Genomic DNA, 25,695 nt, shown 5'->3' with positions numbered 1-25,695 from the left:
TGGGGCGATCGCAACGGTGCGCACGGGACGCTCGCGCATGCGGCGCCGCCGGTTCCGGGATCGCCGCAGCGGACCAATCGGCGCGTTCGACAGACGCGCCGGTGCAATGGCAGCGTTGCCTCAACCGTCTGGGATGCGCGGCGCCTTTGAGGATTCCTCGGGCTGCCCGTCCAGTGACCCTCGAAAGGACTGCTCACGTGGGAGCCGGCACCGTACAGATCGTCGGTGGCTACAAGAGTTTCGACGGCGATAGCCACGCCTTGAGCGATATCACCCTGACTGTCGAGGAGGGCGACTTCCTGGCGATCCTGGGCCGCAGCGGTAGCGGCAAATCAACCCTGCTGCGGGTGATCGCCGGCCTGGAGAAGTTGACGTCGGGGACCGTGGAATGGTCCAGCGGCAACGGGGTGGCCCGGCCACACACCGGCGTCGTCTTCCAACAGGCGCTGCTCATGCCGTGGTTGACCGCCGGGGAAAACGTCATGCTCGCCGGGCGTTTCGCCGCACACAAGAAGTCGTTTCAGCGCGAGTACGCCGAAGAACTGCTGCGCCATTTCGATCTCGAACGCGTCGCCGATCGCTATCCCGACCAGCTCTCCGGTGGGCAGGCCCAACGCGTCGCGATCATCCGTGCCGTTGCCACCCGCCCCCGGCTGCTGCTTTTGGATGAGCCGTTCAGTGCCCTGGACCCCGCCATTCGCGCTGATCTGCAGTCTTGGCTGGCGAATCTGGCGGCGGAACTGGGTATCACGGTCGTCCTGGTCACCCACGACGTCGACGAGGCGTTGTTGCTGGCCAGCCGCGTCGTGCTGCTCGGTCCCGACGGGCGGATCCGGCGCGAATGGCAACCGGCGCTCACCGCCGAAGTCCGCAGCGGCAACGAGGAACTCCGCCAGCAGATCCTCGACCAATATCGCCTGGTCGAACAATGACCGGTGGTCTGGTCAGCCGGCGGTCCTTGCTCGCCGGTACGGTCGCCGTCGCCGCCGCCGGCGGTTTGGCCGGGGTCGCCGACCTGGCGCGTGCGGCCAGCGTCGACCGCACCAACACCAGCGGCCAACTGCGGGTCGGCTATCTACCGATCACCGACGCCGCGCCGCTGCTCATCGCCCACGCCGACGGCCTCTACCAGCGCGGCGTGGTCAGTCCGGCCAAGCCCGTGCTGTTCCGCAGCTGGGCATCGCTGGCCGAAGCCTTCGTCACCCGACAGGTCGACGCGGTGCACATGCTGATGCCGACGGCCATCCAGCTGCGCTTTCTGCTCAAGAGCCCGGTGCGGGTGCTGAGCTGGAATCACACCAACGGGTCGGCACTGACGGTTGCGCCGAACATCACCGATCTCGGGCAGCTGGCCGGAACGCAGGTGGCCATCCCGTTCTGGTGGTCGATCCACAACATCATCCTTCAGCAACTGCTACGCGCCCACGATCTGGTGCCGGTGGTGCGCCGCAGCGCCTCGCGTAGCGCCCGCACCGTCGAACTGATCGTCATGAGCCCGTCAGACATGGTGCCGGCGTTGGCGAACCGGTCGATCAGCGGATACGTGGTGGCCGACCCGTTCAACGCCATGGCTCAGGTGCGCAAGATCGGGCGCATCCACACCTTCCTGGGTGATGTGTGGCGCGACCACGCCTGCTGCGTGGTGTTGGCCCACGACGACCTCATCGAGCACCGCCCGGAAGCCGCCGCCTCGCTGGTCAATTCGATCGTCGGCGCCCAGCAACGCATCAACACCGACCGGCCGGTGGCCGCCGCGACCCTGTCGAAAGGGTCCTACCTGCCGCAACCGCTGCCGGCGATCAAGACCGCGCTCACCTACCGACCTCAGGACTACCGATTCCTGCATCCCGATTGGCAACCACAGCGACTCGGGTATCAACCCTTCCCGTTCCCGAGCTTCACCCAACGACTGGTGGAGGCGATGCATGACACCGTCGTCGACGGCGACCGCAACTTCCTGGACCGGCTGGACCCCGCCGCCGTGCACTCGGAGTTGGTGGTCGACAGCTTCGTGCGCAGCGCCTTGACCGCCCACGGTGGCCCGCAAACCTTCGGCATTCCGTCCGACCTCACTCGCACCGAACAGGTACAACCGCGATGACTCTTGAACAGACCAGCGCCACGACCGGATTGCCAGCGCCCGGGCAGCCGGGGGCACCGACGGCCGCCAGATGGTCACTCGTGCAACGCTGGTGGCCACCCACGCTGGCCATCGCGGCGGCACTGGGGTTGTGGTGGTTGGGCACCGCGGTGCTGGCTCCCGCGCAGTCGTTGTTGCGGGAAACCACACCGGTGCAGGTGGTCAAAGCGTTGGCCGACCTGTACAACCGGGGTGTGCTGCTGCCCGACACCGGAGTCAGCCTGTGGCGGTTGCTGATTGGCTTACTCGTCGGTGCCGTCATCGGCATCCCCGCGGGGCTCCTCATCGGGACGAACGACGTCGCCGACCGCGCCACCCGCCCCGTTGTCCAGTTCCTGCGGATGATCTCGCCGCTGTCGTGGGCGCCGATATCGGTGGCATTATTCGGGATTGGCAACGAGCCGGTCATCTTCCTGATCGCCGCGGCGTCGGTGTGGCCGATCCTGATCAACACCGCCGCAGGCGTGCACGCGGTAGACCCCGGCTACCTGCAGGTGGCCCGGTCGTTCGGCGCCAGCCGCATCGAGCAGCTCACCGTCATTGTGCTGCCGGCGATTCGGGGTCACCTGCAAACGGGTCTGCGGGTCGCGCTGGGTATCGCCTGGGTGGTGCTGGTGCCCGCCGAGATGCTCGGTGTGCGTTCGGGTTTGGGCTACCAGATCCTCAACGCCCGCGACCAGTTGGCCTATGGTCAGGTTGTCGCGGTCATCGTCGTCATCGGCGTCATCGGCTATGTCTTGGACCTTGCTGCGCGGCGAGCGCTGAGAGGCTCACGCGCGGGATAGATGGTCGGGGGAGGTTGATTCCCCAAGTAGGAACACCGCCGCCAAAGGTGAACTGACCGCTCGCCCTCGACTGCCTCAAACGCGGACGACGATCGCGTTCGCGCACCGACAAACACCAGTAACGCGGCCTTGAGAACATCAACACAACCGTAAGCAACATCAACGCCGTCGCCGCTCGTCACGAAACGGGGAGGTTGGGGCAGGCTTGATGCAGTGCCGCCGTCGCGGAGTACGTCATCGTCCCGGCACGTACCGCATCGGCGTCCGTACTGTTCGTAGAGGTCTGCCCATTCTGGCCAGACGACGAAGTGGCGGCAGCACGTTGCACCTGGGCCGACAACGCTGCGCCGTCGGCCCAACGGATGAGCTGTTCTTTCAGCGTCTGAGCGGACACCGACGATTCCGCGGCGCGGATCTTCGAACTCATCGCGGATTCCTGATCAGCAATAGCAATAAGATCTTTCGTCTCACCGGCTCCGTTGGACAGCGCAGTGATGGATTTCTTCATCGCGGCCCACTCATGCCCAAGCTGTTCTATGACAGCGCAATCACCTTGCGGAGTGGAGCCGTGACCGTCGTGTAACGCCCAGAAGGTGATGGACGCCGCGAGAAGGATCACCGTGAAACCCATCAAAACCCAACGCCAACGATTCCGGCGTGACCATCTGCCGACTCGTTCCTGGTCCGGATCACCCATATCTCGCAAAGCCTAGAACATGATCCGCCAGCCGATTCCCGGCGACCGGGTGGTACGTGGCGAGCAAGGCAAAGACGAATCAGAATTCGTCTGCTGTAAGGGGTTTCGGTCCACGCGCGGTGTTTCCGTGAACGGGACAGTACTAGGTAGCGCGGGCCGGCCTGTCCTGCTTGGACTCTCAAGTCATGATGGCGGCTGCCGGGGCACCTTTCGCGTGATTGTTACGTCGAGCTTGCGAGATCGCTGCGGTGTCCGCGGCCGGGCCGCGCCGCGTTCCAATCGGCGATGGTTTCGGGCAGCCAACCACGGATGGTGCCGCGCGGAATGGAGCCGTCTTGGTTGATGGCGCCGATGATGGCGTCGCATCGCCCGACTCCTGATGGCCGGGATGAGGTTCCTGGCGCCCACCAGCTCCCCTACTTCGGGACGCGAGTGCGGGACTACCAGGGGATAGGGTGAACCGTAGCGCGAAGGCGGCCCGCCTGCGCGGGCACAAATGTGCTTTGAAAGTGCGCCGTCAGGGTTTCGAACCCCGGACCCGCTGATTAAGAGTCAGCTGCTCTACCAACTGAGCTAACGGCGCCTTGGACGGCCAAGACCGCGTAGGCGACAATAACAGGCTTCCTGCCGCAGAGCGAATTCCTACGTTCGGGCCCGGCCGACTTGCCTCAGCCAGCCGGACCAACCGGCCGAGAATGCCACAAGCTGTCCCGGACACGCACTACAATGCTGGAAACAATCCAGGGTCAGTGGTGACCGAGATACGCGAATTATGTGAAAGGTCACTTGATGGCGCCTTTGCTCAGACGTCGATCGTGGCTGGCTGCGGTCATCATCCCGGTAGCTCTGTTCGCTGTCGCCTGCAGCAGTGGAGGCGGCACCGCAGCGCCGGCGAAGGTCATCTCTGACAAGGGCACGCCCTTCGCGGACCTGCTGGTTCCCAAGCTGACGGCCTCGGTGGCCGACGGCGCCGTCGGTGTCACTGTGGATGCACCGGTGACGGTGACGGTCGCCGACGGCGTCCTTGCCTCGGTCACCATGGTCAACGACAACGGCCGGTCAATCGGCGGCCAACTCAGCCCCGACGGCCTGCGTTGGCAGACCACCGAACAACTCGGCTACAACCGCCGCTACACCCTGAACGCGAAGGCGCTCGGACTCGGTGGTGCGGCGACTCGCCAGATGACCTTCCAGACCAGCTCGCCCGCGCACTTGACGATGCCTTATGTGGTGCCCGGTGACGGTGAGGTCGTCGGGGTCGGTCAACCGGTGGCGATCCGGTTCGACGAGAACATCGCCAACCGCCTGGCCGCCGAGAAGGCCGTCAAAATCACCACCAACCCGCCCGTCGAAGGCGCGTTCTACTGGCTGAACAACCGCGAAGTCCGTTGGCGCCCCGAGCATTTCTGGAAGCCGGGAACCAACATCGACGTCGCGGTCAACACCTACGGCGTCGACCTGGGCGACGGCATGTTCGGTGAGGACAACGTCAAGACCCACTTCACCATCGGCGACGAGGTGATCGCCACAGCCGACGACACCACCAAGATCCTGACCGTGCGGGTCAACGGTGAAGTCGTCAAGACGATGCCCACATCGATGGGCAAGGACAGCACCCCGACGGCCAACGGCATCTACACGGTGGGCGCGCGGTTCAAGCACATCATCATGGACTCGTCGACGTACGGGGTGCCGGTCAACTCACCCAACGGCTACCGCACCGACGTAGATTGGGCGACGCAGATCTCCTACAGCGGAGTCTTCGTGCACTCCGCGCCCTGGTCGGTGGGCGCGCAGGGGCACACCAACACCAGCCACGGTTGTCTGAACGTGAGCCCAAGCAATGCGCAGTGGTTCTACGACCACATCAAGCGCGGCGACATCGTCGAGATAATGAACACCGTGGGCGGCACGCTGCCCGGCACCGAGGGTCTGGGGGACTGGAACATCCCGTGGGACCAGTGGCGCGCGGGTAACGCCAACGACTGACCCATCAGAATCAGACGCGCAGCAGCGAGCTCAACGCCGGATAGTCGGGCATGTACAGAATAAATTCGTCGGGGCGTGAGCGCCCAGGCCCGGTAGGCGCCGGAATAGACCTTGTCGGACGTCCATCGGTCGGCGGCGCCTCATTTGCTGAGCAAGTCAACGCTGGTCGGTAAAGACGATCAGCTCAAGTTCATCGAGCACGTCGGCGCCCGCGTGGGCGTCGATCCGGCGACCGACATCCGTCCCGCGCTGATGGTCCATACCAGTTTGCCCACAGTAAAATTCGTGCTCGACCGCTGGCTGACCGCGCATTCCGACGAGAGTCGGCCGTTCCATGTGCAGATGGACGAAGCGTCGCGTATCACGCTCGTCGGGTTCGAGTGACGGGTTAGCTAACGCACCCCGGGCAGGGGCCGGGGTCACCCTCGATAAGCATGGCAGCGACTTGCCTGTTGACGCCGCCATTGCTGACCCACGCCGGTGAGTTGTCGTTCATCGTGCCGATCATGAAGTGGTGGCAGACGCCCATGTCCCAGTTGGGAGTGCCGAAAGCCGTCGGCAGCGGCATGCCCGGGCACCATTCGTAGCTACACGCCATGCCGTTGCAGACACCGATCGGATAGGTATAGGCCTGTGCGGCACCTGCGCCGAGTCCCACTGCGGCGGCCGCGACCCCGCCTGATAACAACGCCCCGGCGAGTGCGCGCTTGATCTTAGCGGTGGTCATACGTGTGCTGTCCTTCCCGTGTTGCCTTCTGGCCTGGTTCGGCGTGTTGGGCAACTAGACAGCGATGCGATCGCTACCGATCACAAGATTTTGCATTGAGATTGCCGCACGGGCCGTGGCAGCGGCGCCAAGTACTACCGCGGCGGCAATCTCGACGCGGACGACGACGAGGACGGGGCCTCATCGAGTGGGGTGAGTGACGGGACTCGAACCCGCGACATTCAGGATCACAACCTGACGCTCTACCAACTGAACTACACCCACCACGACCGCCAGCCGGCCCGGCGCGGGCTAACGAGCGGCGACGTCGATACTAACTGTTCGGACGCTCGTCGGCCGAATCGACATCACCCGAGACCCCCGCGCCTTCCTCAAGACCCTCGACCACCGCGGCGATTTCGCTGGTAGAGGGGCCGGGCGGGGCGACGAACGCGGTGCGCCGGTAGTACTGCAACTCGCGGATCGACTCGCGAATGTCAGCCAGCGCCCGGTGCGCGAGTCCCTTAGGTGGCTGGCCGAAGTAGATCCGCGGATACCAGCGCCGGCACAGCTCCTTGATGGAGCTGACGTCGATCATGCGGTAGTGCAGGAACGAGTCGAGTTGCGGCATGTCGCGGGCGATGAACGAACGGTCGGTGGCAATCGAATTGCCCGCCAGCGGCGCGGTCTTGGGTTGCTTGACGTGCTCACTGATGTAGTCGAGCACCATTTTCTCCGCGGTTGCCAGGTCTACCGTCGACGCCTTCACTTCCTCGATCAGCCCCGAGCGCGTATGCATCTCGGTGACGACGTCGATCATGTCGGATAGCGCTGCGTCTTCGGCATGGATCACCACGTCGACGCCGTCGCCCAGGATGTTCAGGTCGGCATCGGTGACCAGGGCAGCGATCTCGATCAGCTTGTCCGAGCCCAGGTTGAGCCCGGTCATCTCGCAGTCGATCCACACCAATTCATCGCGCACAGCGCTCAGCGTAAAGGCCGCGCGAGGATCGAGCGCCTTTCCCCCTGACAAGTAGGGTGAGGGTTGCCCTACTGGACGGCTCACAACCGGGGGAAGGCACGATGAGCACCGAATCGGCGGCGCAGCGAATCTCGGCGGGTTATGCCGTCGAAGGCCAGGCCTTGGAGTTGGGCACCGTCGTCATCGACGGTCAATCCGACACCGCCGCGCCGATCCGCATCCCGCTGGCCACGATCAACCGGCACGGACTGGTCGCCGGTGCCACTGGAACGGGCAAAACCAAGACACTGCAGCTGATCGCCGAACAGCTCAGCGCGGCCGGGGTGCCGGTGTTAATGGCCGACGTCAAAGGTGATCTGTCCGGTTTGGCGCGCCCGGGCCAAGGCGACGAGAAGATTCTGGCCCGTGCCAAGGACACGGGTGATGCCTGGGAGCCGACGGCCTACCCCGTGGAGTTCTTGTCGCTGGGCACCGACGGAGCCGGCGTCCCGGTGCGGGCCACCATTTCCAGCTTCGGGCCAATCCTGCTGTCAAAGGTGCTGGGCCTCAACGCCACTCAAGAGTCGACGCTCGGCTTGATCTTCCACTGGGCCGATCAGAACGGGTATGCGTTACTCGACTTGAAGGACTTGCGCGAGGTCATCAGTCACCTGCTCAGCGCCGAGGGCAAGGCTGAGCTGAAATCGCTTGGGGCAGTGTCACCGACGACCGCCGGCGTCATCCTACGGGCGTTGGTCAATCTCGAAGCCGAGGGCGCCGATACCTTCTTCGGGGAGCCCGAACTCGACCCGCAGGATCTGATGCGTGTCGACGGTGCCGGCCGCGGCGTCATCACGCTGCTTGAATTCGGCAGCCAGTCGTTGCGCCCGGTGATGTTCTCCACCTTCCTGATGTGGGTGCTCGCGGACCTGTTCACCTTCCTGCCCGAGGTGGGTGACGTGGACAAGCCCAAACTGGTTTTCTTCTTCGACGAGGCGCACCTACTGTTCACCGATGCCTCGAAAGCCTTCCTCGAGCAAGTGGAGCAGACGGTCAAGCTGATCCGATCCAAAGGCGTCGGGGTGTTTTTCTGTACCCAGCTGCCCACCGATCTGCCCAAGGAGGTGCTGTCGCAGCTGGGCGCGCGCATCCAGCATGCGCTGCGCGCGTTCACTCCCGACGACCAGAAGGCGCTCACTAGAACGGTCCGTACCTACCCGAAAACCGATGTGTACGACCTGGAGTCGGCCTTGACGTCGCTGGGCATCGGCGAGGCCGTCGTCACCGTGCTGTCGGAAAACGGTGCGCCGACACCGGTTGCCTGGACCCGCATCCGGGTGCCGCGGTCCCTGATGGCAGCCATCGGCACCGAGGCGATCGGTGCCGCCGCCCAAGCCAGCCCGCTACACGCGCGATACGGCCAGACCATCGACCGGCCGTCGGCCTACGAGATGCTGCACGAGAAGTACTCGCCTGCCCCGCAGGCTGAGCCGGACCAACCCGCGCCGGCACCGGAAGCGCCGATGCCGCGCGGCCAGTACGATCCACTGCCCGGTGACGATCTGCAACTGCCGCCCATGCCCGCGCCCGCGGAGCCGCAGGGCCCCCCGGTGTGGGAACAGGTGCTGAAGAACCCGACGGTGAAAAGCGCCATCAACACCGGCGTGCGCGAGATAACCCGCAGCATCTTCGGTACTGGGCGTCGCCGCCGTAGATGACGCGGGTCTAACCGCCGCCGAGTTTCTTGTAGAAGGCGCCGACGATCGGGGCAACGATGGCGCGCGGCGCGTAACCGCTTGCCACCGACATCGCCTTGGAAGTCAACCCCGGAACGACGCGCATCTTGTTGCGCTCCAACGCATCCAGCGATACTTGCGCGGTGTGCTCGGTGGAGATCCATAAGAACTCCGGCACGAGCTTTTCGACCAGCGACGCTTCGTCACCCTCGGGTATCTCGGTGCGCACGGGCCCGGGCGCCAGCAGCGTCACATGCACACCGGAATTCTTCAACTCACCACGCAACGATTCGCTGAAGGTGTTCGCGAAGGCCTTGGTCGCGGCATAGGTCGCGTTGTAGGGGATGGGTGAATTGCCCGCCGCCGAGCCCGATATCAAGATGCCGCCGGCTCCGCGCTTGACCATTCCGGGCAAGACCGCCAACGTAAGGTCGTGCACGCCAAGCGCATTCAGCTGCACCTGAGCCTTCTCGCCCGCCGGGTCGAGTCCGGACACCGGGCCGAACGTCGCGGTGCCGGCGTTGGCGCACAGGATGGAGATGGGCCGGGAGGCCAATTCCTCACACAGTTTGGCGCGGTCTGACGGATCGGCGAGGTCGGCCGGTCGAACGTCCACGGTGACGCGGTACTTGTCGGACAGGCGGCCGGCCAACTCGTTCAGCAGGTTTTCGCGCCGTGCGGTGATGATCAGGCTGTAGCCGCGCGCGGCGAGTTCGGTAGCGAGCGCTTCACCGATGTTCTGCGAAGCTCCGGTGACAACCGCGCGCGCGTCAGGACTGGGAGCGGGGATCGGCATGCGGCAATCGTAGCGATCGCAAGCGCGGCGCAGCCGGGTGCAGCGGGTCGCTACCAAACCGCATCGTAGCGATCGCAAGCGCGGCCGCGGCGATCGCAAGCGCGGCGAAGCCGGGCGCAGCGGGTCGCCGCCGATGCCGAAGCCGGGCGCAGCGGGTCGCTACCAAAGGGCATCGTAGCGATCGCAAGCGCGGCGCAGCCGGGCGCAGCGGGTCGCTACCAAACCGCATAAAGTGCCGGGCATGAGTCAGCCGGAGTCGGATTCAGCTGAACACCACGTCACCGAACCGGTAAATCAGCAGCAGAAGTTCGAGTACGGGGCTGCAAAATTACAGGCTGGGCGCGAGCCGGTCACTCTCAAGCGCTCGCGGGTAGCCGCCTGGGCGCTATGGGACTCCGGCTCGACCGGCCTCAACGCGATCGTGGCGACATTCGTCTTCTCGGTCTACCTGACCAGCAGCGTCGGGGAAGGCCTGCCCGGCGGTACCTCCCCGGCAAGTTGGCTGGGCCGGGCCGGTGCGGTCGCGGGGCTGACGATCGCGATCCTGGCGCCGGCCCTGGGAGTCTGGGTCGAGTCCCCGCACCGGCGACGGGTGGCCTTGAGCACACTGACCGGCCTCGCGGTTGCGCTGACCTGCGGCATGTTCTTCATTCGGGACAGCCCCGGCTATCTATGGGCGGGGCTGGCACTGCTGGCAGCGACGGCCGCCTGCGGCGATTTGTCCAGCGTTCCCTACAACGCGATGCTGCGTCAGCTCTCGACCCCCGACACCGCCGGCCGGATTTCCGGCCTGGGCTGGGCGGCGGGTTACCTGGGCAGCGTCTCGTTGCTGATCCTGGTGTACCTGGGCTTCATATCCGGCACCGGTGAGGTCCGCGGCCTGTTGCACATTCCCGTGCGCGACGGACTCAACGTTCGGGTCGCGATGCTGCTGGCCGCGGCGTGGCTCGCGATACTGGCCCTACCGCTGCTCTTCGTCGCCCATCGGCTGCCGAACACCGGTGAGTCGTCGCACCCGACCAGCATGCTGGGCGGCTACCGCAAGTTACGGGCGGACGTCGCCGCCGAATGGCGCCGCGACCGCAACCTCGTCTACTTCCTGTTGGCTAGCGCCATCTTCCGCGACGGGCTCTCGGCGATATTCTCCTTCGGCGCGGTGCTGGGCGTGAGTGTGTACGGCCTCAGCCAAGGCGACGTGCTGATGTTCGGCGTGGCAGCCAGCACCGTCGCCGCACTGGGCGCAGTGGCCGGCGGGTTCGTCGATCACCGCGTCGGCTCCAAGCCCGTCATCATCGCGTCGCTGGCCGCAATCCTCGCCGCGGCGTTCACCCTGATGACGCTGTCCGGCGCCCTGGCCTTCTGGGTGTGCGGATTGCTGCTGTGCCTGTTCATCGGGCCGTCGCAGTCATCGGCGCGCGCCCTGTTGCTGCGCATGGCGCAGCACGGCAAAGAAGGCATGGCCTTCGGCCTGTACACCATGACCGGCCGAGCGGTGGCGTTCCTCGGACCGTGGTTGTTCTCGGTGTTCGTCGACGTCTTCAACGCGGTACGCGCCGGCTTGGCCGGCATTTGCGTGGTGCTGTCGGTCGGCCTGCTGACAATGCTGGCCGTGCGCGTGCCGCGCCATGGCGATGCGGTGGTGACCGAACCGTCTTAGAGCGGGGCGTCGCAGATGGTCAGACCGACTCCGGTGCGCTGACGTACCTGCACGCCGCCCACGGTGACCGAGCAGGTGACGTTGTGGCCGATGTTGATGATGGTGACACTGGGCGGGCTGGTGGTCGACCTGGCCAGGCTGACCTCTTTACTCCAGGGCAATGCCACATTGAACTCGGTCTGGACGACGTTGCCCGAATCCATGTAGCTGACACTGATGGCGCGGCCGTCACCGGAGACGGTGTAGACAACGGTCTGCATGGCGCCCTGGCCGGTCGTGGCAGTGGGCGCGGGAACGCCCGATTCGGTGGTGGTGGTGGGCGACGGGGTGAGGCTGGGGCTGGTCGGCGAGGTCCTCTTCGTCGGCATCGGAGCGCTCGTGCTCGGCGTGGGCATCGGCGGCAGGGGCTCGACAGCGGTCTGGCTCTTGGTGGAGATGTTGGCGACGACCAGTGCGATCACCAGGGCAATGACCAACAGCACTGCTGCACCGGCGACGAACCACAACCACCGCGGCGTTCGAGGCCCTTCCGGTGGCGGTGCCCCGGCTTCGGGCGGTTCACCGGTGACGGCCTGTCCTTGCTGCCAATACGGGGGCAACTGCTGGGTGGAATTGGCTTCGTTCGGCGCCCAGGGTGAATAGCTGCCGCCGTAGGTGGCCGCATACGGTGCCTGGTCGGCATACGCCGGGTCGGTCGGCGGATACACCGGTCCTTGGGACCAGGTCGGTGCCGGCTGAGGCGGACCGTACCGCTCGTGGCCACGTGGATCGCTCATGTCCACCTCATGAATTGCAGGGTACCCGGGCAGCTCGCGGAAGCATTGCCGAGCATTTCGGATGTCGGGTGTAGTCGGACCGCCGTGCTTTGGGCTGTGCTTGCGATCGTCGTCGACAACCATCTTGCCAGCGCGACTGACGCGACTTCACGCGTCAGTGATCGGCGGCACTCAACGCGGCGATCGTCATCGCGCGCATGACGGCGCGCGATCGCTGCGGGTCGGCAGCCTTGACGCTGTGGGGCGTGGAGTTCAACAGGCCGAAGACGGCATGCGCCATCAGCCGGGCATCGCTCTCCGGTTGATCCGGGTGCAGCTCACCCAGCACACCCACCCAAACCTCGACGTATTGCCGCTGCGCTTTGCGTACCTGCCGCTTGGCGGGCGCGGGCAGGTGCGCGAGATCGCGATCTTGAATGCGGATGAGGTTCGGCTCGTTGAGGGCGAAGTCGAGGTGAAAGTCGATCAGCCCGTCGAGTGCGGTGGCCGAATCCGGACTCCGCGCTGTGACGGCACGAGCCCCGGCGAGAAGCCGAGCGCTGATGCCCACCAGTAACTCGACGAGCAGCGACTCTTTGTTCGGGAAGTGCCGGTAGATCGCCGGGCCACTGACGCCCGCGGCTGCGCCGATGTCCTCCAACCGCACCGCGAGGAACCCCCGATCGGCAAACAGCCGCTCGGCCGCCGCCAGAAGTTGTAGCCGGCGGTCAGACTTCAACTGGCTGCGGCGATTTGGCGTTTCGGGCTGGCTGGCCTGCCCGTCCGGGATGGACGCTGTCATGCCGCCTCCTGGACAGGTCGGTTAATGGCCACTAACTTAGCATGTTGGCGCTGCTGAGAGGGCTTTCGGCGCTGGACGCACCGTGCCCAGAATGGTATTCTCGGGCCCAGTTAATGAACATTAACTGAAATTGTCGAGAGGCGCTACTGTCATGGACAAAGTGGTGGCTACCGCTGCGGAGGCGGTCGCCGACATCGCCGACGGCGCGTCTTTGGCTGTCGGAGGGTTCGGGTTGTGCGGCATCCCGGAGGCCCTGATTGCGGCGGTGGCCGAAAGCGGCGTCACCGACTTGGAGACAGTGTCCAACAATTGCGGCGTCGACGGCATCGGACTCGGTGTCCTTCTGCAGCACAAGCGAATTCGCCGCACCGTATCCTCCTACGTCGGGGAGAACAAGGAATTCGCCCGCCAATTCCTGTCCGGTGAACTCGAGGTCGAACTCACCCCGCAGGGAACGCTGGCCGAGCGGTTACGCGCCGGCGGGATGGGCATTCCGGCGTTCTACACCCCGGCCGGAGTGGGGACGCAGATCGCTGACGGTGGATTGCCCTGGCGCTACGACGCGTCGGGCGGGGTCGCGATGATGTCGCCACCGAAGGAGACACGCGAGTTCGACGGCGTCACCTATGTGCTGGAGCGTGGCATCCGAACCGACTTCGCGCTGGTCCATGCCTGGAAGGGCGACCGGCACGGCAACCTGGTGTACCGCTATGCCGCCGGCAATTTCAACCCGGAATGCGCCCCGGCGGGAAGAATCACGATCGCCGAGGTCGAAGAGCTCGTCGAGCCCGGTGAAATCGATCCCGCGACGGTGCACACCCCTGGGGTTTTCGTCCAGCGGGTGGTGCATGTGCCCAATCCCACCAAGCGAATTGAGAAAGAGACGGTGCGGAGATGAGCTGGAGTCGCGATGACATGGCCGCGCGGGTGGCAACGGAGTTCGAGGACGGCCAATACGTCAACCTCGGCATTGGCATGCCCACCTTGATCCCCAACCACATTCCCGCCGGCGTCCACGTCGTTTTGCACTCGGAGAACGGCATCCTCGGTGTCGGGCCATACCCGCTTCCGGACAAAGTCGACGCCGACCTGATCAACGCGGGCAAGGAAACCGTCACGACGCTGCCCGGTGCGGCGTTCTTCGGCTCCTCGACGTCGTTCGGCATCATCCGCGGCGGGCACCTCGACGTGGCAGTGCTTGGCGCCATGCAGGTTTCGGTCACCGGGGACCTCGCCAACTGGATGATCCCGGGCAAGATGGTCAAGGGCATGGGCGGGGCCATGGATCTGGTGCACGGCGCCCGCAAGGTCATCGTGATGATGGAGCACGCCGCCAAAGACGGCAGCCCGAAGATCTTGGAGCGCTGCACGCTGCCGCTGACCGGTGTCGGTTGCGTCAACCGCATCGTCACCGAGCTTGCGGTGATCGACGTCTGCGACGACGGCCTGCACCTCATCGAAACCGCGCCGGACGTCTCGGTCGAGGAGGTCATCGCCAAAACCCAACCGCCGCTTGCCCTTGACGACCTGGTAAGCCGGTGACGACCATCGCGCCGTCGTTCGCCGACGAGCATCGCCGCCTGGTGGCGGAACTGAACGACAAGCTCGCCGTCGCCGCACAGGGCGGCAACCAGCGCGCGCGGGAGCGTCACGTCAGCCGCGGTAAGTTGCTGCCCCGGGAGCGGGTCAACCGCCTGCTCGATCCGGGTAGCCCCTTCCTGGAGTTGTCGCCGTTAGCTGCCGGCGGCATGTACGGCGACGAGTCACCGGGCGCGGGAATCATCACCGGCATCGGCCGGGTGTCCGGGCGCGAGTGCGTCGTGGTCGCCAACGACGCGACGGTCAAGGGCGGGACCTATTACCCGATGACGGTCAAGAAGCATCTGCGGGCCCAAGAGGTGGCGTTGCAGAACCTGCTGCCCTGCATCTACCTCGTCGACTCCGGCGGCGCGTTCTTGCCCCGCCAGGACGAGGTGTTCCCCGACCGCGAACACTTCGGGCGGATCTTCTACAACCAGGCGACCATGAGCGCCAAGGGAATTCCGCAAGTGGCCGCGGTCCTGGGCTCCTGCACCGCGGGTGGGGCGTACGTGCCGGCCATGAGCGACGAGGCCGTCATCGTCCGCGAACAGGGCACCATCTTCCTCGGCGGACCGCCGCTGGTGAAGGCGGCCACCGGCGAAATCGTGTCGGCCGAAGATCTCGGCGGCGGCGACCTGCATTCGCGGGTCTCCGGTGTCACCGACCACCTCGCCGATGACGACGAGCACGCCCTGCGGATCGTCCGCGACATCGCCGCCACCTTCGGCCCGCGCCCGCCCGCACAGTGGGAGGTGACACGATCGGTGGAGCCCACGCACGCGCAGACCGAGCTGTACGACGTCGTGCCGCCGGCTCCGCGCGTGCCCTACGACGTGCACGAGGTGATCGTGCGACTCGTCGACGGCGGCGAATTCAGCGAGTTCAAAGCCCTGTACGGCAAGACCCTGGTGACCGCGTTCGCGCGCATCCACGGTCATCCGGTCGGAATTGTCGCCAACAACGGCGTCCTCTTCGGCGAATCCGCGCTCAAGGGCGCACATTTCATCGAGCTGTGCGACAAACGCAATATCCCGCTGCTGTTCCTGCAGAACATCGCCGGATTCATGGTCGGCCGCGACTACGAGGCCGGCGGCATCGCCAAGCATGGCGCCAAAATGGTGACCGCCGTGGCGTGCGCGCGGGTGCCCAAACTGACCGTGGTGATCGGCGGATCCTACGGCGCGGGCAACTATTCGATGTGTGGGCGGGCCTACTCGCCGCGCTTTTTGTTCATGTGGCCCAACGCGCGGATCTCGGTGATGGGTGGGGAACAGGCGGCCTCGGTCTTGGCGACGGTGCGCGGCGAGCAGCTCAGCGCCGCCGGCACACCGTGGTCGGCCGAGGAGGAAGACGCGTTCAAGGCGCCGATCCGCGAGCAGTACGAGGACCAGGGCAACCCGTACTACTCCACCGCGCGGTTGTGGGACGACGGCATCATCGACCCTGCGGACACCAGGACGGTTGTCGGACTTGCACTTTCGGCGTGCGCGCATGCGCCGCTAGCGCCGGTCTCCTACGGCGTGTTCAGGATGTGAGGCCATGTTCGACACGGTATTAGTGGCCAACCGCGGCGAGATCGCTGTCCGCGTCATCCGCACGCTGCGCCGGCTGGGTATCCGGTCGGTGGCGGTCTACAGCGATGCCGACGCCGCCGCGCGCCATGTGGTCGAGGCCGACACCGCCGTGCGGCTGGGGCCGGCCGCGGCGCGCGACAGTTACCTCGCCATCGACAAGGTCGTCGACGCGGCGCTGCGCACCGGAGCGCAGGCGATCCACCCCGGTTATGGGTTCTTGTCGGAGAACGCCCATTTCGCCGCTGCGTGTGAGCGCGCGGGGGTGGTGTTCCTCGGTCCGCCCACCCGCGCCATCGAGGTGATGGGCGACAAGATCACCGCCAAGAACGCCGTCGCCGCCTTCGACGTGCCGGTGGTGCCTGGAGTCGCCAAATCCGGGCTGACCGACGACGACCTGGCCGCGGCCGCCGAAGAAATCGGTTACCCCGTGCTCATCAAACCCTCGGCCGGGGGCGGCGGTAAGGGCATGCGACTGGTGCACGATCCGGCCCGCCTGCGTGAGGCGCTGGTCAGCGCCCGGCGCGAAGCGGCCTCCTCATTCGGAGACGACACCCTGTTCCTGGAGCGATTCGTATTGCGCCCCAGACACATCGAGGTGCAGGTACTGGCCGATACACACGGCAACGTGGTCCATCTGGGCGAACGCGAGTGCAGTTTGCAGCGGCGCCACCAGAAAGTCATCGAGGAGGCGCCCTCACCGCTGCTGGATCCCCAGACCCGCGACCGGATAGGGCTGGCGGCGTGCAACACGGCCCGCAGCGTCGACTACGTCGGTGCCGGCACGGTGGAATTCATCGTCTCCGCCGAGCGGCCCGACGAATTCTTCTTCATGGAGATGAACACCCGGCTGCAGGTCGAACACCCGGTCACCGAAGCCGTGACCGGGCTGGACCTGGTGGAGTGGCAGCTGCGGGTGGCCGCCGGGGAGAAGCTGGGATTCGCGCAGGACGACGTCGAACTCACCGGTCACGCGATCGAGGCGCGGGTGTACGCCGAGGATCCGGGTCGGGGATTCCTCCCCACCGGCGGACGCGTTCTGCAGGTGCTCGAACCCACCGGTCCCGGTGTGCGGGTGGACTCCTCGCTGCTGGCGGGCACGACAGTCGGCAGTGACTACGACCCGATGCTGAGCAAGGTCATCGCACACGGCGTCGACCGCGAGCAGGCGTTGGCTCGGCTTGACCAGGCGCTGGCGCGAACCGCGGTGCTGGGCGTCCAGACCAACGTCGAGTTCTTGCGATTTCTGCTCGCCGATGCGCGGGTGCAAGCCGGGGATCTGGACACCGCGTTGCTGGACGAACGATTGGCCGACTTCGCGCCCCAGGCCGCGCCCGACGACGTGCTGGCCGCCGGGGCGCTCTACCGGCAATGGGCCCTGGCCCGCCGGGCCACTGACAACACCTGGGCCGACCCATGGGCAACGCCCAGCGGATGGCGGGTGGGTGGAGTCACCGCGCCGGTCCGCACCGCGATGCAGACGCCGCTGTGCGCCCAGACCGTGTCGGTGTGGGGACTTCCCGAAGCCGCGACAGTACAGGTCGGTGAGGGCGAAACGCTCTCTGCGAGCGTGCAAGTCGCGGCGGGACAGCTGACCGCAACGCTGAACGGCCTGCGTCGCGAATACCACTGCGCAGAAGATCACCGGCATTTGTGGATCGCCGACGAGCGCGGCACCTGGCACTTGCGTGAGGCCGAGGCGAACAGGATCCATCGCGCCGTGGGCACGCGGGAGGCCGAGGTCGTCAGCCCGATGCCCGGCAACGTCATAGCCGTACCAGCCGACTCCGGCGCGCAGGTCGCCGAGGGCGACGTCGTGGTGGTCGTCGAGGCCATGAAGATGGAACATTCGCTCACCGCACCGGTTTCGGGACACGTCGAAGTGCTGGTGTCCGTCGGTGATCAAGTGACGGTCGACCAGGTGCTGGCCCGGCTCACCCCGGCCGAAGACTCCGCAGCAGAAAGCAAGGACTGATCATGACGACAACCATCACGGCGGGCACGCTGCCCAAGGAATACGAAGATCTGCGCAACACCGTCGCTGAGTTCGCGCGCACCGTGGTCGCGCCGGTATCGGCCAAACACGATGAGGAGCACAGCTTCCCGTACGAGGTCGTGGCGAAGATGGGTGAAATGGGACTGTTCGGCCTGCCGTTCCCAGAGGAATACGGGGGCATGGGCGGCGACTACTTCGCGCTGTCGCTCGCGCTCGAGGAATTGGGCAAGGTGGACCAATCGGTGGCCATCACGCTCGAGGCCGGCGCCAGTCTCGGTGCGATGCCGATCTACCGGTTCGGCAGCGAGGAGCAGAAACAAAAGTGGCTACCGGATCTGGTGGCCGGGCGGGCCTTGGCCGGCTTCGGGCTCACCGAGCCGGGGGCAGGCTCGGATGCCGGCAGCACCCGCACCACCGCCCGCCTGGACAACGGCGAATGGGTGATCAACGGCAGCAAGCAATTCATCACCAACTCGGGCACCGACATCACCTCGCTGGTCACCGTCACCGCGGTCACCGGCACCATAGGTGATGGAAAGAAGGAGATCTCCACGATCATCGTGCCCAGCGGCACACCGGGATTCGTCGTGGAACCGGTCTACAACAAGGTCGGGTGGAACGCGTCTGACACCCACCCGCTGTCCTTCGACGATGCCCGCGTTCCCGAGGAGAATCTGCTCGGCGCGCGCGGCAGCGGCTATGGAAACTTCTTGTCCATCTTGGACGAGGGCCGCATCGCCATCGCGGCGCTGGCCACCGGCGCCGCGCAGGGCTGTGTGGACGAAAGTGTCAAGTACGCCAAGGAGCGCCAGTCGTTCGGCCAGCCGATCGGCCGCTACCAGGCGATCAGCTTCAAAATCGCACGCATGGAGGCCCGCGCCCACGTGGCCCGTACCGCCTATTACGAGGCCGCGGCCAAAATGTTGGCCGGCAAACCGTTCAAGAAGGAAGCCGCGATCGCGAAGATGATCGCATCGGAAGCGGCGATGGACAACGCGCGCGACGCCACCCAGATCCACGGCGGCTACGGCTTCATGAACGAGTATCCGGTGGCCCGTCACTACCGGGACAGCAAGATCCTCGAGATCGGGGAGGGGACCACCGAGGTGCAGCTCATGCTCATCGCGCGATCGCTGGGTCTGTCGTGACCGACAAGTCGATTGTCCAGCGCGGCTTGTGGTTTGAAGAATTCGAGGTCGGTACGACGTACTTGCACCGGCCCGGCCGCACCGTGACCGAGGCCGACAACGTGTTGTTCACGACGCTGACGATGAACACCCAATCGCTGCATCTCGACGCGGCCTGGGCCGCCGAGCAACCGGGCTTCCGCGGGGAGCGTTTGGTCAATTCGATGTTCACCCTGTCGACCTTGGTCGGGCTGTCGGTCGCGCAGTTGACGCTGGGGACCATTGTCGCCAACCTCGGTTTCTCGGAGGTGTCGTTCCCCAAGCCGGTGTTCCACGGCGACACGTTGTATGCCGAGACCGTCTGCACCGACAAGCGTGAATCGAAAAGCCGCCCGGGTGAAGGCATCGTCACCCTGCAACACACCGGCCGCAATCAGCATGGTGACGTGGTGGCGCGCGCGGTGCGCACGACGCTGGTGCAAAAGCGGCCCAGCCAGGAAGCGGTCCGATGAGTTTGCGTGGCGCCGGCCCGGGATGGCTGTTCTGTCCGGCCGACCGGCCCGAACGCTTCGCCAAGGCCGCGGCCGCCGCCGATGTGGTGATCCTCGATCTCGAAGACGGAGTGGCCCAAGCGGAGAAATCGGCTGCGCGGCAAGCACTTCAGGCAACCCCATTGGACCCTGCCCGCACCGTGGTGCGGATCAACGCCGCTGGCACGCCCGAGCACGCTCAAGATCTCGAGGCGTTTGCGCACACCGCCTACACGACGGTGATGCTGCCCAAGACGGAGTCAGCCGAGCAGGTGCGGGCGTTGGCGCCGCGCGACGTGATCGCTTTGGTGGAAACACCGCGCGGGGCGTTGTTCGCCACCGAGATTGCGGCCGCTGAGAACACCGTGGCGATGATGTGGGGCGCCGAAGATCTGGTCGCCACTTTGGGCGGCAGCTCCAGCCGCCGCGCCGACGGCACATACCGCGACGTGGCCCGCCACGTCCGATCGACGGTCCTGTTGGCAGCGTCCTCGTTCGGCCGGCTCGCTCTCGATGCCGTGCACTTGGACATCCGCGACATCGAAGGGTTGCAGGAAGAGGCGATCGACGCCGCGGCGGTGGGCTTCGACGTCACGGTGTGCATTCACCCCAGCCAAGTCGACTTGGTGCGCAAAGCCTATCGGCCCAGCGACGAGAAGCTCGCTTGGGCGCGAAGGGTTCTCGTTGCCGCTCGCAGTGAGCGCGGCGTCTTCGCCTTCGAAGGTCAGATGGTCGACTCGCCGGTGCTCAGGCACGCTGAGATGATGCTGCGGCGCGCCGGTGAATCGATTCCACCGGCGGCAACCACCAACCCGTGAGCGCGGCCGTCGTCTGGGCCCTCGTCGCCGCCGCCGAATTCGCCGGCCTGGTAGCCACCGGAATCGTGCTCATCGTGTCGCGGCGTCAACTGTCCGGTGCGCGAGTAACCATCGAGCGTCTGCGCCAGGACAAGCCTCGTCGGCGGCGCCGACCCGGGCCGGCCCCAGTTGCGCTTCGAACCGTTTGGCGCACCGCGGATTCCCTGCTCAACAAGGGCATCGGCGCGACGGTGCGTAACTCGATCGAAGACCTCGCCGGCTGGGCTCAGGTCGAACGTCCCAACCTCGCGCGGCTGACCGCGGACGGCGACGTCGTGATCGTCTTTTCCGACATCGAAGGTTCCACCGAACTCAACGAAGAGCTGGGCGACCGGGGCTGGGTGAAGTTGCTCGAGCGGCACAACAAATTGATCAACAAGCACGTCGAGGCTCACGGCGGGCACGTGGTGAAGACCCAGGGCGACGGCTTCATGATCGCCTTCGCCGACCCGGGGCGAGCCGTGCGCTGCGGCATCGCCGTACAACGTGCGCTGCTGGAAGATCCCGAGCGGTGGAACGGTATTCGGGTACGCATCGGACTGCACATGGGGAGCTCGGTCAGGCGAGGAGACGATCTGTTCGGGCGCAACGTCGCGATGGCCGCGCGGGTGGCCGCACAGGCAGACGGGGGCGAGATTCTGGTCAGCGAGCCCGTTCGCGAAGCGGTCGACGGGGCACCTGACATGACGCTGGGCCCGCCGCGCGAAGTGGAGCTCAAAGGGCTGCGCGGTATCCATCGGATTTATCCGGTCGGGTGGCCCCAGTCCGAGGACTGACTCGAGCGCGCGGCACTACCTACGTTGAGCCGCGGCCAATCGGGCCGCGAATTCCGGAGATTGGATCGAAGTGGCCTGCGGCCCGAGTTCGGTGTTCTTCGCAAACTCGTGCTGCTCGTTGTCCAGGGCGCCCGGGCTGGCGGTGGCGCGCATGGTCGCCTTGGTGGCCAACACCACTTCGCGGGGCGCGGCCGCGGGGCCGGCCGCCAGTTCCAGGGCCGCGGCCACGGGATCGTCGGCAACCTGCAATGCCAACCCATGTCGCACAGCGGCTTCGGCATCGAAGCGCATCCCGAACAGCAGTGCGGCCCTTGCGACTTGCGGTCCGACCCCGCGCTGCAGCATCCAGGTGGCACCCCCACCGGGGTGAATGCCCAACTTCTGGAACCGCGCGTCGAACATCGCCGCGGGCCCGGCGATCCGCACGTCGGCGGCCAACGCCAGATTCAGACCGGCGCCGACGGCCGCGCCGTTGACCGCGGCGATGGTTGGCAAAGTGCAGTTACCGACCGCCATGAACCCGTCGTACAGCCGCTGCAACCCCGATTCCGCGCCACCGCCACCGGCAGCCCCCAAGGCGCTGAGGTCGGCGCCGGCGCAGAAAGCCTTACCCGCTCCGGTGATCACGACGGCGTGCACGCCGGGATCATCTTGTGCCTGCTGCACGGCGGCGCGCAATTGTTCCGACATCACGTCGGTGACCGCGTTGCGCCGGTCTGGGTCATTGACGGTGATGAGTGCGACGCGGTCAGCTGTGCGGTAGAGGACGAAGTCGGTGTGCGCCATCGGACAAGTATCCAGAACGCGTTGACGGCCCATCGCGTTAGCCGCCGATCGGCCCCGTGCGGGACGATTGTTCACTCACCGAACATCGGTTGGTGATGCCGCCACCGGTCTTTCTACCGTTCGGTTACATGACCGAAGTCAGCACACCTGCGATGGACCACGACGCGATGGTCGCTATGTGGGAGCGGCACACCAGCTACGAATTCGAACTCCGAGACGCCGACCTCACGGTCTCGACGATGGTTCCCGACGCACGCGTCATGCATCTTCCGACGATGAGCGGAGCGTCGGGCCGTGATGCGTTGCGCGACTACTACGCCGAGGTCTTCATTCCAGCTCAACCGCGCGACATCGCCCTCGAGTTCGTGGCGCGATCACTCGGCGACGACGTCTTGGTCGACGAGTGCATCATGCGGCTCACCCACGACCGCGAGATGCCGCACCTTCTTCCTGGCGTGCCACCGACGGGCGCGCTACTGGAGGTTCCGTTCGTCGTGGTGGTGAAGTTTCGCGGCGCCCTGATGGCCAGCGAAACGCTCTACTGGGACCAGGCCCAAGTCCTGGGACAAGCAGGCTTGCTCTCGGCAAACGGCGTAGCGCTGCCCGAGCTGTCCGAAGTCTGCGGGTACCTACGGCAGGCCCACTGAAAATCGATGCGGCGCAAGGGCGAACACCTCGGAGACTACTGTCGAACCCGTAGCTCGCCATCGGGAAAGGCAGGCCAGGGTCATGACCTTCAAGGAGCCCGATCGTAGCGCCGCGCCCGGAAAGGCCCGGAGTGTCATCGAGAGTGCGTTCATTCTTCTCGACCTTGTCGCCGAACTGCAGCCGGTACGGCTGGTAGACCTCAGCGCGGCCTCGGCCATTCCCCACCCCACGGTGCATCGCCTGCTGCGGCAGCTGGTCGAGACCGGAGCGGTTCGGCGCGAAGGATCGCGCTATGCGTTGGGCACGAGCTTGTTACGCCTCGGCGCCTCGGTAACCCCCGCGTCGAGGCTGCGCATTGCGGCCCGCAGACCGATGGCCGAGCTGGCCACCATCACCGGAGCCGCGGTGAGTCTGTCCGCGGACCTCGGTGACGGCCCTGTCTATCTCGACACCGTCGATGCCCGCTCGCCGGCCCGATTCGTCGCGAAGGCCGGCGCTCATGTTCCGCCGGAAACGGCGCAACGGCGCGCGCACGACCATCTCGCGACAACGGTGCCCCTAGTGGATGCCGGTCAAGTGGCCGTCGACCACAGCTGTGTGGCGATGGGCATCCCGTTCGGGTCGTCGTCGGGCATTGCGGTCGTCGCGACGTTGATCCCCGCCCCACGTCCGCCGAACCAAATGCTTGCCGCCACTCGCTGGGCGGCCGAACGGATCGCCGAGTCGCTGCGCGAGTACCTAAGCCGGTAGCGGCTCGGCCGGTCGGGGAGTGGCGGCACTGGCGGCCGCCGACCCGGCTTGGGCACCGGCCCGTCGAGTCAGGAAGTCCACTTGCAGATATATGGCGTAGAGGACGAAGAACGGCAAGATCATGTACGGCACGTTCTCTCCGACGAACTTGAACCACAGCCCGTAAGCGCCTTGCTCGACGTCGCCGAACAAGGCGCGGATCTCCGACACGTAGTAGACGACGGTGCCGGCCAACAGCACCGTGATGCCGAAGAATGTCAGCCACAGGCACTTGATGCGCGACTCGTCGGGCAGGTCTTTGCGGAGCAGACGCAGCCACACGACGCCCAGCACCAGCCCAACCACTACCGCTCCGAATTCCAGGCCGAATATCCAGTTGTTGTCGCTGCGATAGCGGGTGTCGGCCAGGCCGTACTGCCACCACAACCATCGCCATCCCGGGTCGCTGGTCGGCTCCCAGAGATGGAACGGGTGACCGATGAGGAAAGGCAATTCGTACGTCAGCTGGCTGCCGATGGTCAGCGGCACGTAGATCAAGGTGAGCTCGGCGGCCAACGCCAGCCGTGAGCGTTGCTCGCCGCGGGCCTTCCAGAACAAGATGAGCGGCAGCACAATCACCGGAACGCCGAAGATGACGTTCGCCGCCACGTCGACCGTGCGGGTGGGCGGCAACAATCCGGTGGCCTCGGCGATCGTCATGAACACGAACACCGCCCCGACGATCGACAGAAGCCAGACATACGTGCGTTGGCGGTGCGGTGCGAAGGGGCGGGCTAGCTCTGGCGAATACACGGCTCACCTCGTTCGACGTCGAATATCAGGTACTTGACATTATGGCCACGGCCAGGTGCCGTCAAGACCGCCGTCGCACCTCCCATGAGCGCGCTTCGCAACCTCGCCAAACCCCCTGTCATGACGCCAAGAACTTTCCAAGACCTGGCATTGAAACTTCATAGAAATCAAGCCACGTCGAGAGGGGATGAGCACAAATGTCCACTTCGGTCAAGAAAGCGACGCACACGATGCCGGCTGCCCAGCGGCAGTCAATGGCCGGACCCACTGTCTGGGACAGCGCCAGCCTGGGCGAATACGACTACATGATCGCGGTAGAGCCGCAACAGGCCGCCGCTTGCCTGCGGATCCGCGACCGGCTGCGCCGCCGCGGCCGGCGGCTCGACACCATCGAGGCCTCCGACTTCCAAGAGCCCGCACTCACCGAGATCGCCCGCGGCATCCGCCACTGCCTGGGCCTGGGTCCCGGCTTCTGCGTGCTGCGCGGCCTGCCCTTGCAGGACTGGACCGACGAGGAAGCGTCGATGCTGTACTGGGGCCTGGGCACATACCTCGGTGCCCCGCAGCCGCAGAACCGGCAGGGCGATCGCGTCTACCTCGTCCAGGACACCGGCCAGTCGGTCGCGGAGGCCCGCGGCTCGAAGACCAACTCCGAACTGATCTTTCACACCGACTCGGCGTGCGCCTACGCCGGCAGCCTTCCCGACGTCCTGGGCCTGCTGTGCCTGCGCAAGTCGGTATCCGGCGGGGAATCGGTGATGATCAGCGGCCACACCGCGTACAACACGCTGCTGCAGGCACACCCCGATTTGGTCGACGAGCTCTACGGCGAGTTCTGCTTCGACCGCTCGCACGAGACCGAACTGGGCGAGGACCCCATCACCGTCGGCTCGATCTTCACCGACACCAACGAGGGCGTGAAGATCCGCTACAACCGCCTGCACATCGAACTGGGCCACTACCGCGGCGGCAAACCGCTCACCGACCGGCAGCGACAGGCACTCGACGCGTTCGACCGTGCCCTCAACGACCCGGCCAACTTCGTCGAGTTCACGCTGACGCCCGGTGACGTCTTGTTCGCCGACAACCACGTGACGCTGCACAACCGGCGTGGGTTCGTCGACGCCACCGAGGTGGCGCAGCGGCGCTGCCTGGTACGCCTGTGGCTGGCCGGTGAGCCGCTGAACTGAGCTCCTCACCCGGACCCTCGCCGCCGCCCGACGGCGTTTAGAAAGCGTCAAGCCCTTCCCGACACAC

At 65.9% G+C, this 25,695-nt stretch carries 26 protein-coding genes, 2 tRNA genes and 1 pseudogene; 18 read left to right on the top strand and 11 right to left on the bottom strand.

Annotated features, from left to right (window positions below; translation table 11 throughout):
- Positions 1-197: 197 nt before the first annotated feature.
- From I2456_RS18575 to I2456_RS18565, 3 genes are read left to right on the top strand one after another with little or no spacing between them, the layout of a single operon-like run.
- Entirely contained in the window at positions 198-932 is a 735-nt protein-coding gene (locus I2456_RS18575) for an ABC transporter ATP-binding protein (RefSeq protein WP_068032607.1), read from the top strand.
- On the top strand, positions 929-2,101 hold the full coding sequence (locus I2456_RS18570; RefSeq protein ID WP_085074761.1) for an ABC transporter substrate-binding protein: 1,173 nt from the start codon (positions 929-931) through the stop codon (positions 2,099-2,101). The genes I2456_RS18575 and I2456_RS18570 overlap by 4 nt, the downstream gene beginning before the upstream one ends.
- A complete protein-coding gene (locus tag I2456_RS18565; RefSeq protein ID WP_085074760.1) occupies positions 2,098-2,925 on the top strand; it encodes an ABC transporter permease in 828 nt (275 codons plus the stop codon). The genes I2456_RS18570 and I2456_RS18565 overlap by 4 nt, the downstream gene beginning before the upstream one ends.
- Before the next feature lie 178 nt (positions 2,926-3,103).
- Here I2456_RS18565 and I2456_RS18560 read toward each other — a convergent pair whose 3' ends face one another.
- Complete coding sequence (locus I2456_RS18560) at positions 3,104-3,556, bottom strand: hypothetical protein (RefSeq protein ID WP_068032602.1); 453 nt, start codon at positions 3,554-3,556, stop codon at positions 3,104-3,106.
- A gap of 576 nt (positions 3,557-4,132) precedes the next feature.
- Positions 4,133-4,205: transfer RNA gene (locus I2456_RS18555), tRNA-Lys, on the bottom strand.
- A gap of 206 nt (positions 4,206-4,411) precedes the next feature.
- On the opposite strand from I2456_RS18555, the gene I2456_RS18550 reads away from it, so the two are divergent.
- A complete protein-coding gene (locus I2456_RS18550; protein ID WP_068032600.1) occupies positions 4,412-5,611 on the top strand; it encodes a L,D-transpeptidase in 1,200 nt (399 codons plus the stop codon).
- Positions 5,612-5,648: 37 nt separating this feature from the next.
- Here I2456_RS18550 and I2456_RS18545 read toward each other — a convergent pair.
- Positions 5,649-5,742, bottom strand: a pseudogene (locus tag I2456_RS18545) (mannan-binding protein); the annotation flags it as partial.
- On the opposite strand from I2456_RS18545, the gene I2456_RS18540 reads away from it, so the two are divergent.
- Positions 5,723-5,995: a hypothetical protein gene (locus I2456_RS18540; protein WP_139823232.1), complete on the top strand. Its 273-nt coding sequence runs from the start codon at positions 5,723-5,725 to the stop codon at positions 5,993-5,995. The pseudogene I2456_RS18545 and the gene I2456_RS18540 overlap by 20 nt on opposite strands.
- Positions 5,996-5,999: 4 nt before the next feature.
- Here the strand turns inward: I2456_RS18540 and I2456_RS18535 are convergent, their stop codons facing one another.
- The 3 genes from I2456_RS18535 to orn form a co-directional block, all read right to left on the bottom strand.
- Entirely contained in the window at positions 6,000-6,338 is a 339-nt protein-coding gene (locus tag I2456_RS18535) for a hypothetical protein (RefSeq protein ID WP_068032596.1), read from the bottom strand.
- 188 nt (positions 6,339-6,526) lie between these two features.
- Positions 6,527-6,602 (bottom strand) — tRNA-His (locus I2456_RS18530).
- Between the two features lie 49 nt (positions 6,603-6,651).
- Positions 6,652-7,299, bottom strand: coding sequence for an oligoribonuclease (orn, locus tag I2456_RS18525; RefSeq protein ID WP_085074759.1), 648 nt, complete (start codon positions 7,297-7,299; stop codon positions 6,652-6,654).
- 101 nt (positions 7,300-7,400) lie between these two features.
- Between orn and I2456_RS18520 the strand changes: the two genes are divergently transcribed.
- Entirely contained in the window at positions 7,401-8,996 is a 1,596-nt protein-coding gene (locus tag I2456_RS18520; RefSeq protein WP_085074758.1) for a helicase HerA-like domain-containing protein, read from the top strand.
- A gap of 7 nt (positions 8,997-9,003) precedes the next feature.
- Here I2456_RS18520 and cmrA read toward each other — a convergent pair whose 3' ends face one another.
- The gene (gene cmrA / locus I2456_RS18515; protein ID WP_085074757.1) at positions 9,004-9,810 is read right to left on the bottom strand and encodes a mycolate reductase; all 807 of its coding nucleotides are present in this window, start codon (positions 9,808-9,810) and stop codon (positions 9,004-9,006) included.
- Positions 9,811-10,042: 232 nt separating this feature from the next.
- On the opposite strand from cmrA, the gene I2456_RS18505 reads away from it, so the two are divergent.
- A complete protein-coding gene (locus tag I2456_RS18505) occupies positions 10,043-11,467 on the top strand; it encodes an MFS transporter (RefSeq protein WP_371869955.1) in 1,425 nt (474 codons plus the stop codon).
- Here I2456_RS18505 and I2456_RS18500 read toward each other — a convergent pair.
- Both I2456_RS18500 and I2456_RS18495 read right to left on the bottom strand, forming a co-directional pair.
- A complete protein-coding gene (locus I2456_RS18500) occupies positions 11,464-12,243 on the bottom strand; it encodes an MmpS family transport accessory protein (protein WP_068032911.1) in 780 nt (259 codons plus the stop codon). The genes I2456_RS18505 and I2456_RS18500 overlap by 4 nt on opposite strands.
- A gap of 154 nt (positions 12,244-12,397) precedes the next feature.
- A complete protein-coding gene (locus I2456_RS18495) occupies positions 12,398-13,024 on the bottom strand; it encodes an SACE_7040 family transcriptional regulator (protein ID WP_068032587.1) in 627 nt (208 codons plus the stop codon).
- A gap of 151 nt (positions 13,025-13,175) precedes the next feature.
- Between I2456_RS18495 and I2456_RS18490 the strand changes: the two genes are divergently transcribed.
- From I2456_RS18490 to I2456_RS18455, 8 genes are read left to right on the top strand one after another with little or no spacing between them, the layout of a single operon-like run.
- Complete coding sequence (locus I2456_RS18490; RefSeq protein ID WP_068158608.1) at positions 13,176-13,922, top strand: CoA transferase subunit A; 747 nt, start codon at positions 13,176-13,178, stop codon at positions 13,920-13,922.
- Complete coding sequence (locus I2456_RS18485; RefSeq protein WP_068158611.1) at positions 13,919-14,566, top strand: CoA transferase subunit B; 648 nt, start codon at positions 13,919-13,921, stop codon at positions 14,564-14,566. Before I2456_RS18490 ends, I2456_RS18485 begins: the two co-directional genes overlap by 4 nt.
- Positions 14,563-16,140, top strand: coding sequence for a carboxyl transferase domain-containing protein (locus I2456_RS18480; protein ID WP_085074755.1), 1,578 nt, complete (start codon positions 14,563-14,565; stop codon positions 16,138-16,140). Before I2456_RS18485 ends, I2456_RS18480 begins: the two co-directional genes overlap by 4 nt.
- 4 nt (positions 16,141-16,144) lie before the next feature.
- Positions 16,145-18,151, top strand: coding sequence for an acetyl/propionyl/methylcrotonyl-CoA carboxylase subunit alpha (locus tag I2456_RS18475; protein WP_085074754.1), 2,007 nt, complete (start codon positions 16,145-16,147; stop codon positions 18,149-18,151).
- Between the two features lie 2 nt (positions 18,152-18,153).
- Positions 18,154-19,320, top strand: coding sequence for an acyl-CoA dehydrogenase family protein (locus I2456_RS18470; protein WP_085074753.1), 1,167 nt, complete (start codon positions 18,154-18,156; stop codon positions 19,318-19,320).
- The gene (locus tag I2456_RS18465) at positions 19,302-19,811 is read left to right on the top strand and encodes a MaoC family dehydratase (protein ID WP_371869974.1); all 510 of its coding nucleotides are present in this window, start codon (positions 19,302-19,304) and stop codon (positions 19,809-19,811) included. Before I2456_RS18470 ends, I2456_RS18465 begins: the two co-directional genes overlap by 19 nt.
- Positions 19,808-20,647, top strand: a complete 840-nt coding sequence (locus I2456_RS18460) for an HpcH/HpaI aldolase/citrate lyase family protein (RefSeq protein WP_085074751.1) — start codon at positions 19,808-19,810, stop codon at positions 20,645-20,647. Before I2456_RS18465 ends, I2456_RS18460 begins: the two co-directional genes overlap by 4 nt.
- On the top strand, positions 20,644-21,462 hold the full coding sequence (locus I2456_RS18455) for an adenylate/guanylate cyclase domain-containing protein (protein WP_085074750.1): 819 nt from the start codon (positions 20,644-20,646) through the stop codon (positions 21,460-21,462). The genes I2456_RS18460 and I2456_RS18455 overlap by 4 nt, the downstream gene beginning before the upstream one ends.
- A 15-nt stretch (positions 21,463-21,477) precedes the next feature.
- Here I2456_RS18455 and I2456_RS18450 read toward each other — a convergent pair whose 3' ends face one another.
- Positions 21,478-22,248 (bottom strand): enoyl-CoA hydratase, encoded by a 771-nt coding sequence (locus I2456_RS18450; RefSeq protein ID WP_085074749.1) that lies wholly within the window; start codon positions 22,246-22,248, stop codon positions 21,478-21,480.
- Between the two features lie 128 nt (positions 22,249-22,376).
- Here I2456_RS18450 and I2456_RS18445 point away from each other — a divergent pair, with 128 nt between their 5' ends.
- The gene (locus tag I2456_RS18445) at positions 22,377-22,895 is read left to right on the top strand and encodes a nuclear transport factor 2 family protein (protein ID WP_163703919.1); all 519 of its coding nucleotides are present in this window, start codon (positions 22,377-22,379) and stop codon (positions 22,893-22,895) included.
- An 82-nt stretch (positions 22,896-22,977) separates the two neighbouring features.
- Positions 22,978-23,646 (top strand): helix-turn-helix domain-containing protein, encoded by a 669-nt coding sequence (locus tag I2456_RS18440; protein ID WP_085074747.1) that lies wholly within the window; start codon positions 22,978-22,980, stop codon positions 23,644-23,646.
- Here I2456_RS18440 and I2456_RS18435 read toward each other — a convergent pair.
- Complete coding sequence (locus I2456_RS18435; RefSeq protein ID WP_085074746.1) at positions 23,635-24,438, bottom strand: emopamil-binding protein; 804 nt, start codon at positions 24,436-24,438, stop codon at positions 23,635-23,637. The two genes, I2456_RS18440 and I2456_RS18435, sit on opposite strands and share 12 nt — an antisense overlap.
- Positions 24,439-24,635: 197 nt before the next feature.
- On the opposite strand from I2456_RS18435, the gene I2456_RS18430 reads away from it, so the two are divergent.
- Positions 24,636-25,628, top strand: a complete 993-nt coding sequence (locus I2456_RS18430) for a TauD/TfdA family dioxygenase (protein WP_085074745.1) — start codon at positions 24,636-24,638, stop codon at positions 25,626-25,628.
- The last annotated feature ends 67 nt before the right edge of the window (positions 25,629-25,695 follow it).

The organism is Mycobacterium kubicae, assembly GCF_015689175.1.
Classification (GTDB): domain Bacteria; phylum Actinomycetota; class Actinomycetes; order Mycobacteriales; family Mycobacteriaceae; genus Mycobacterium; species Mycobacterium kubicae.
The sequence above is the reverse complement of the archived record's forward strand: the minus strand, read 5'-3'. Positions and strand labels throughout refer to the sequence as shown.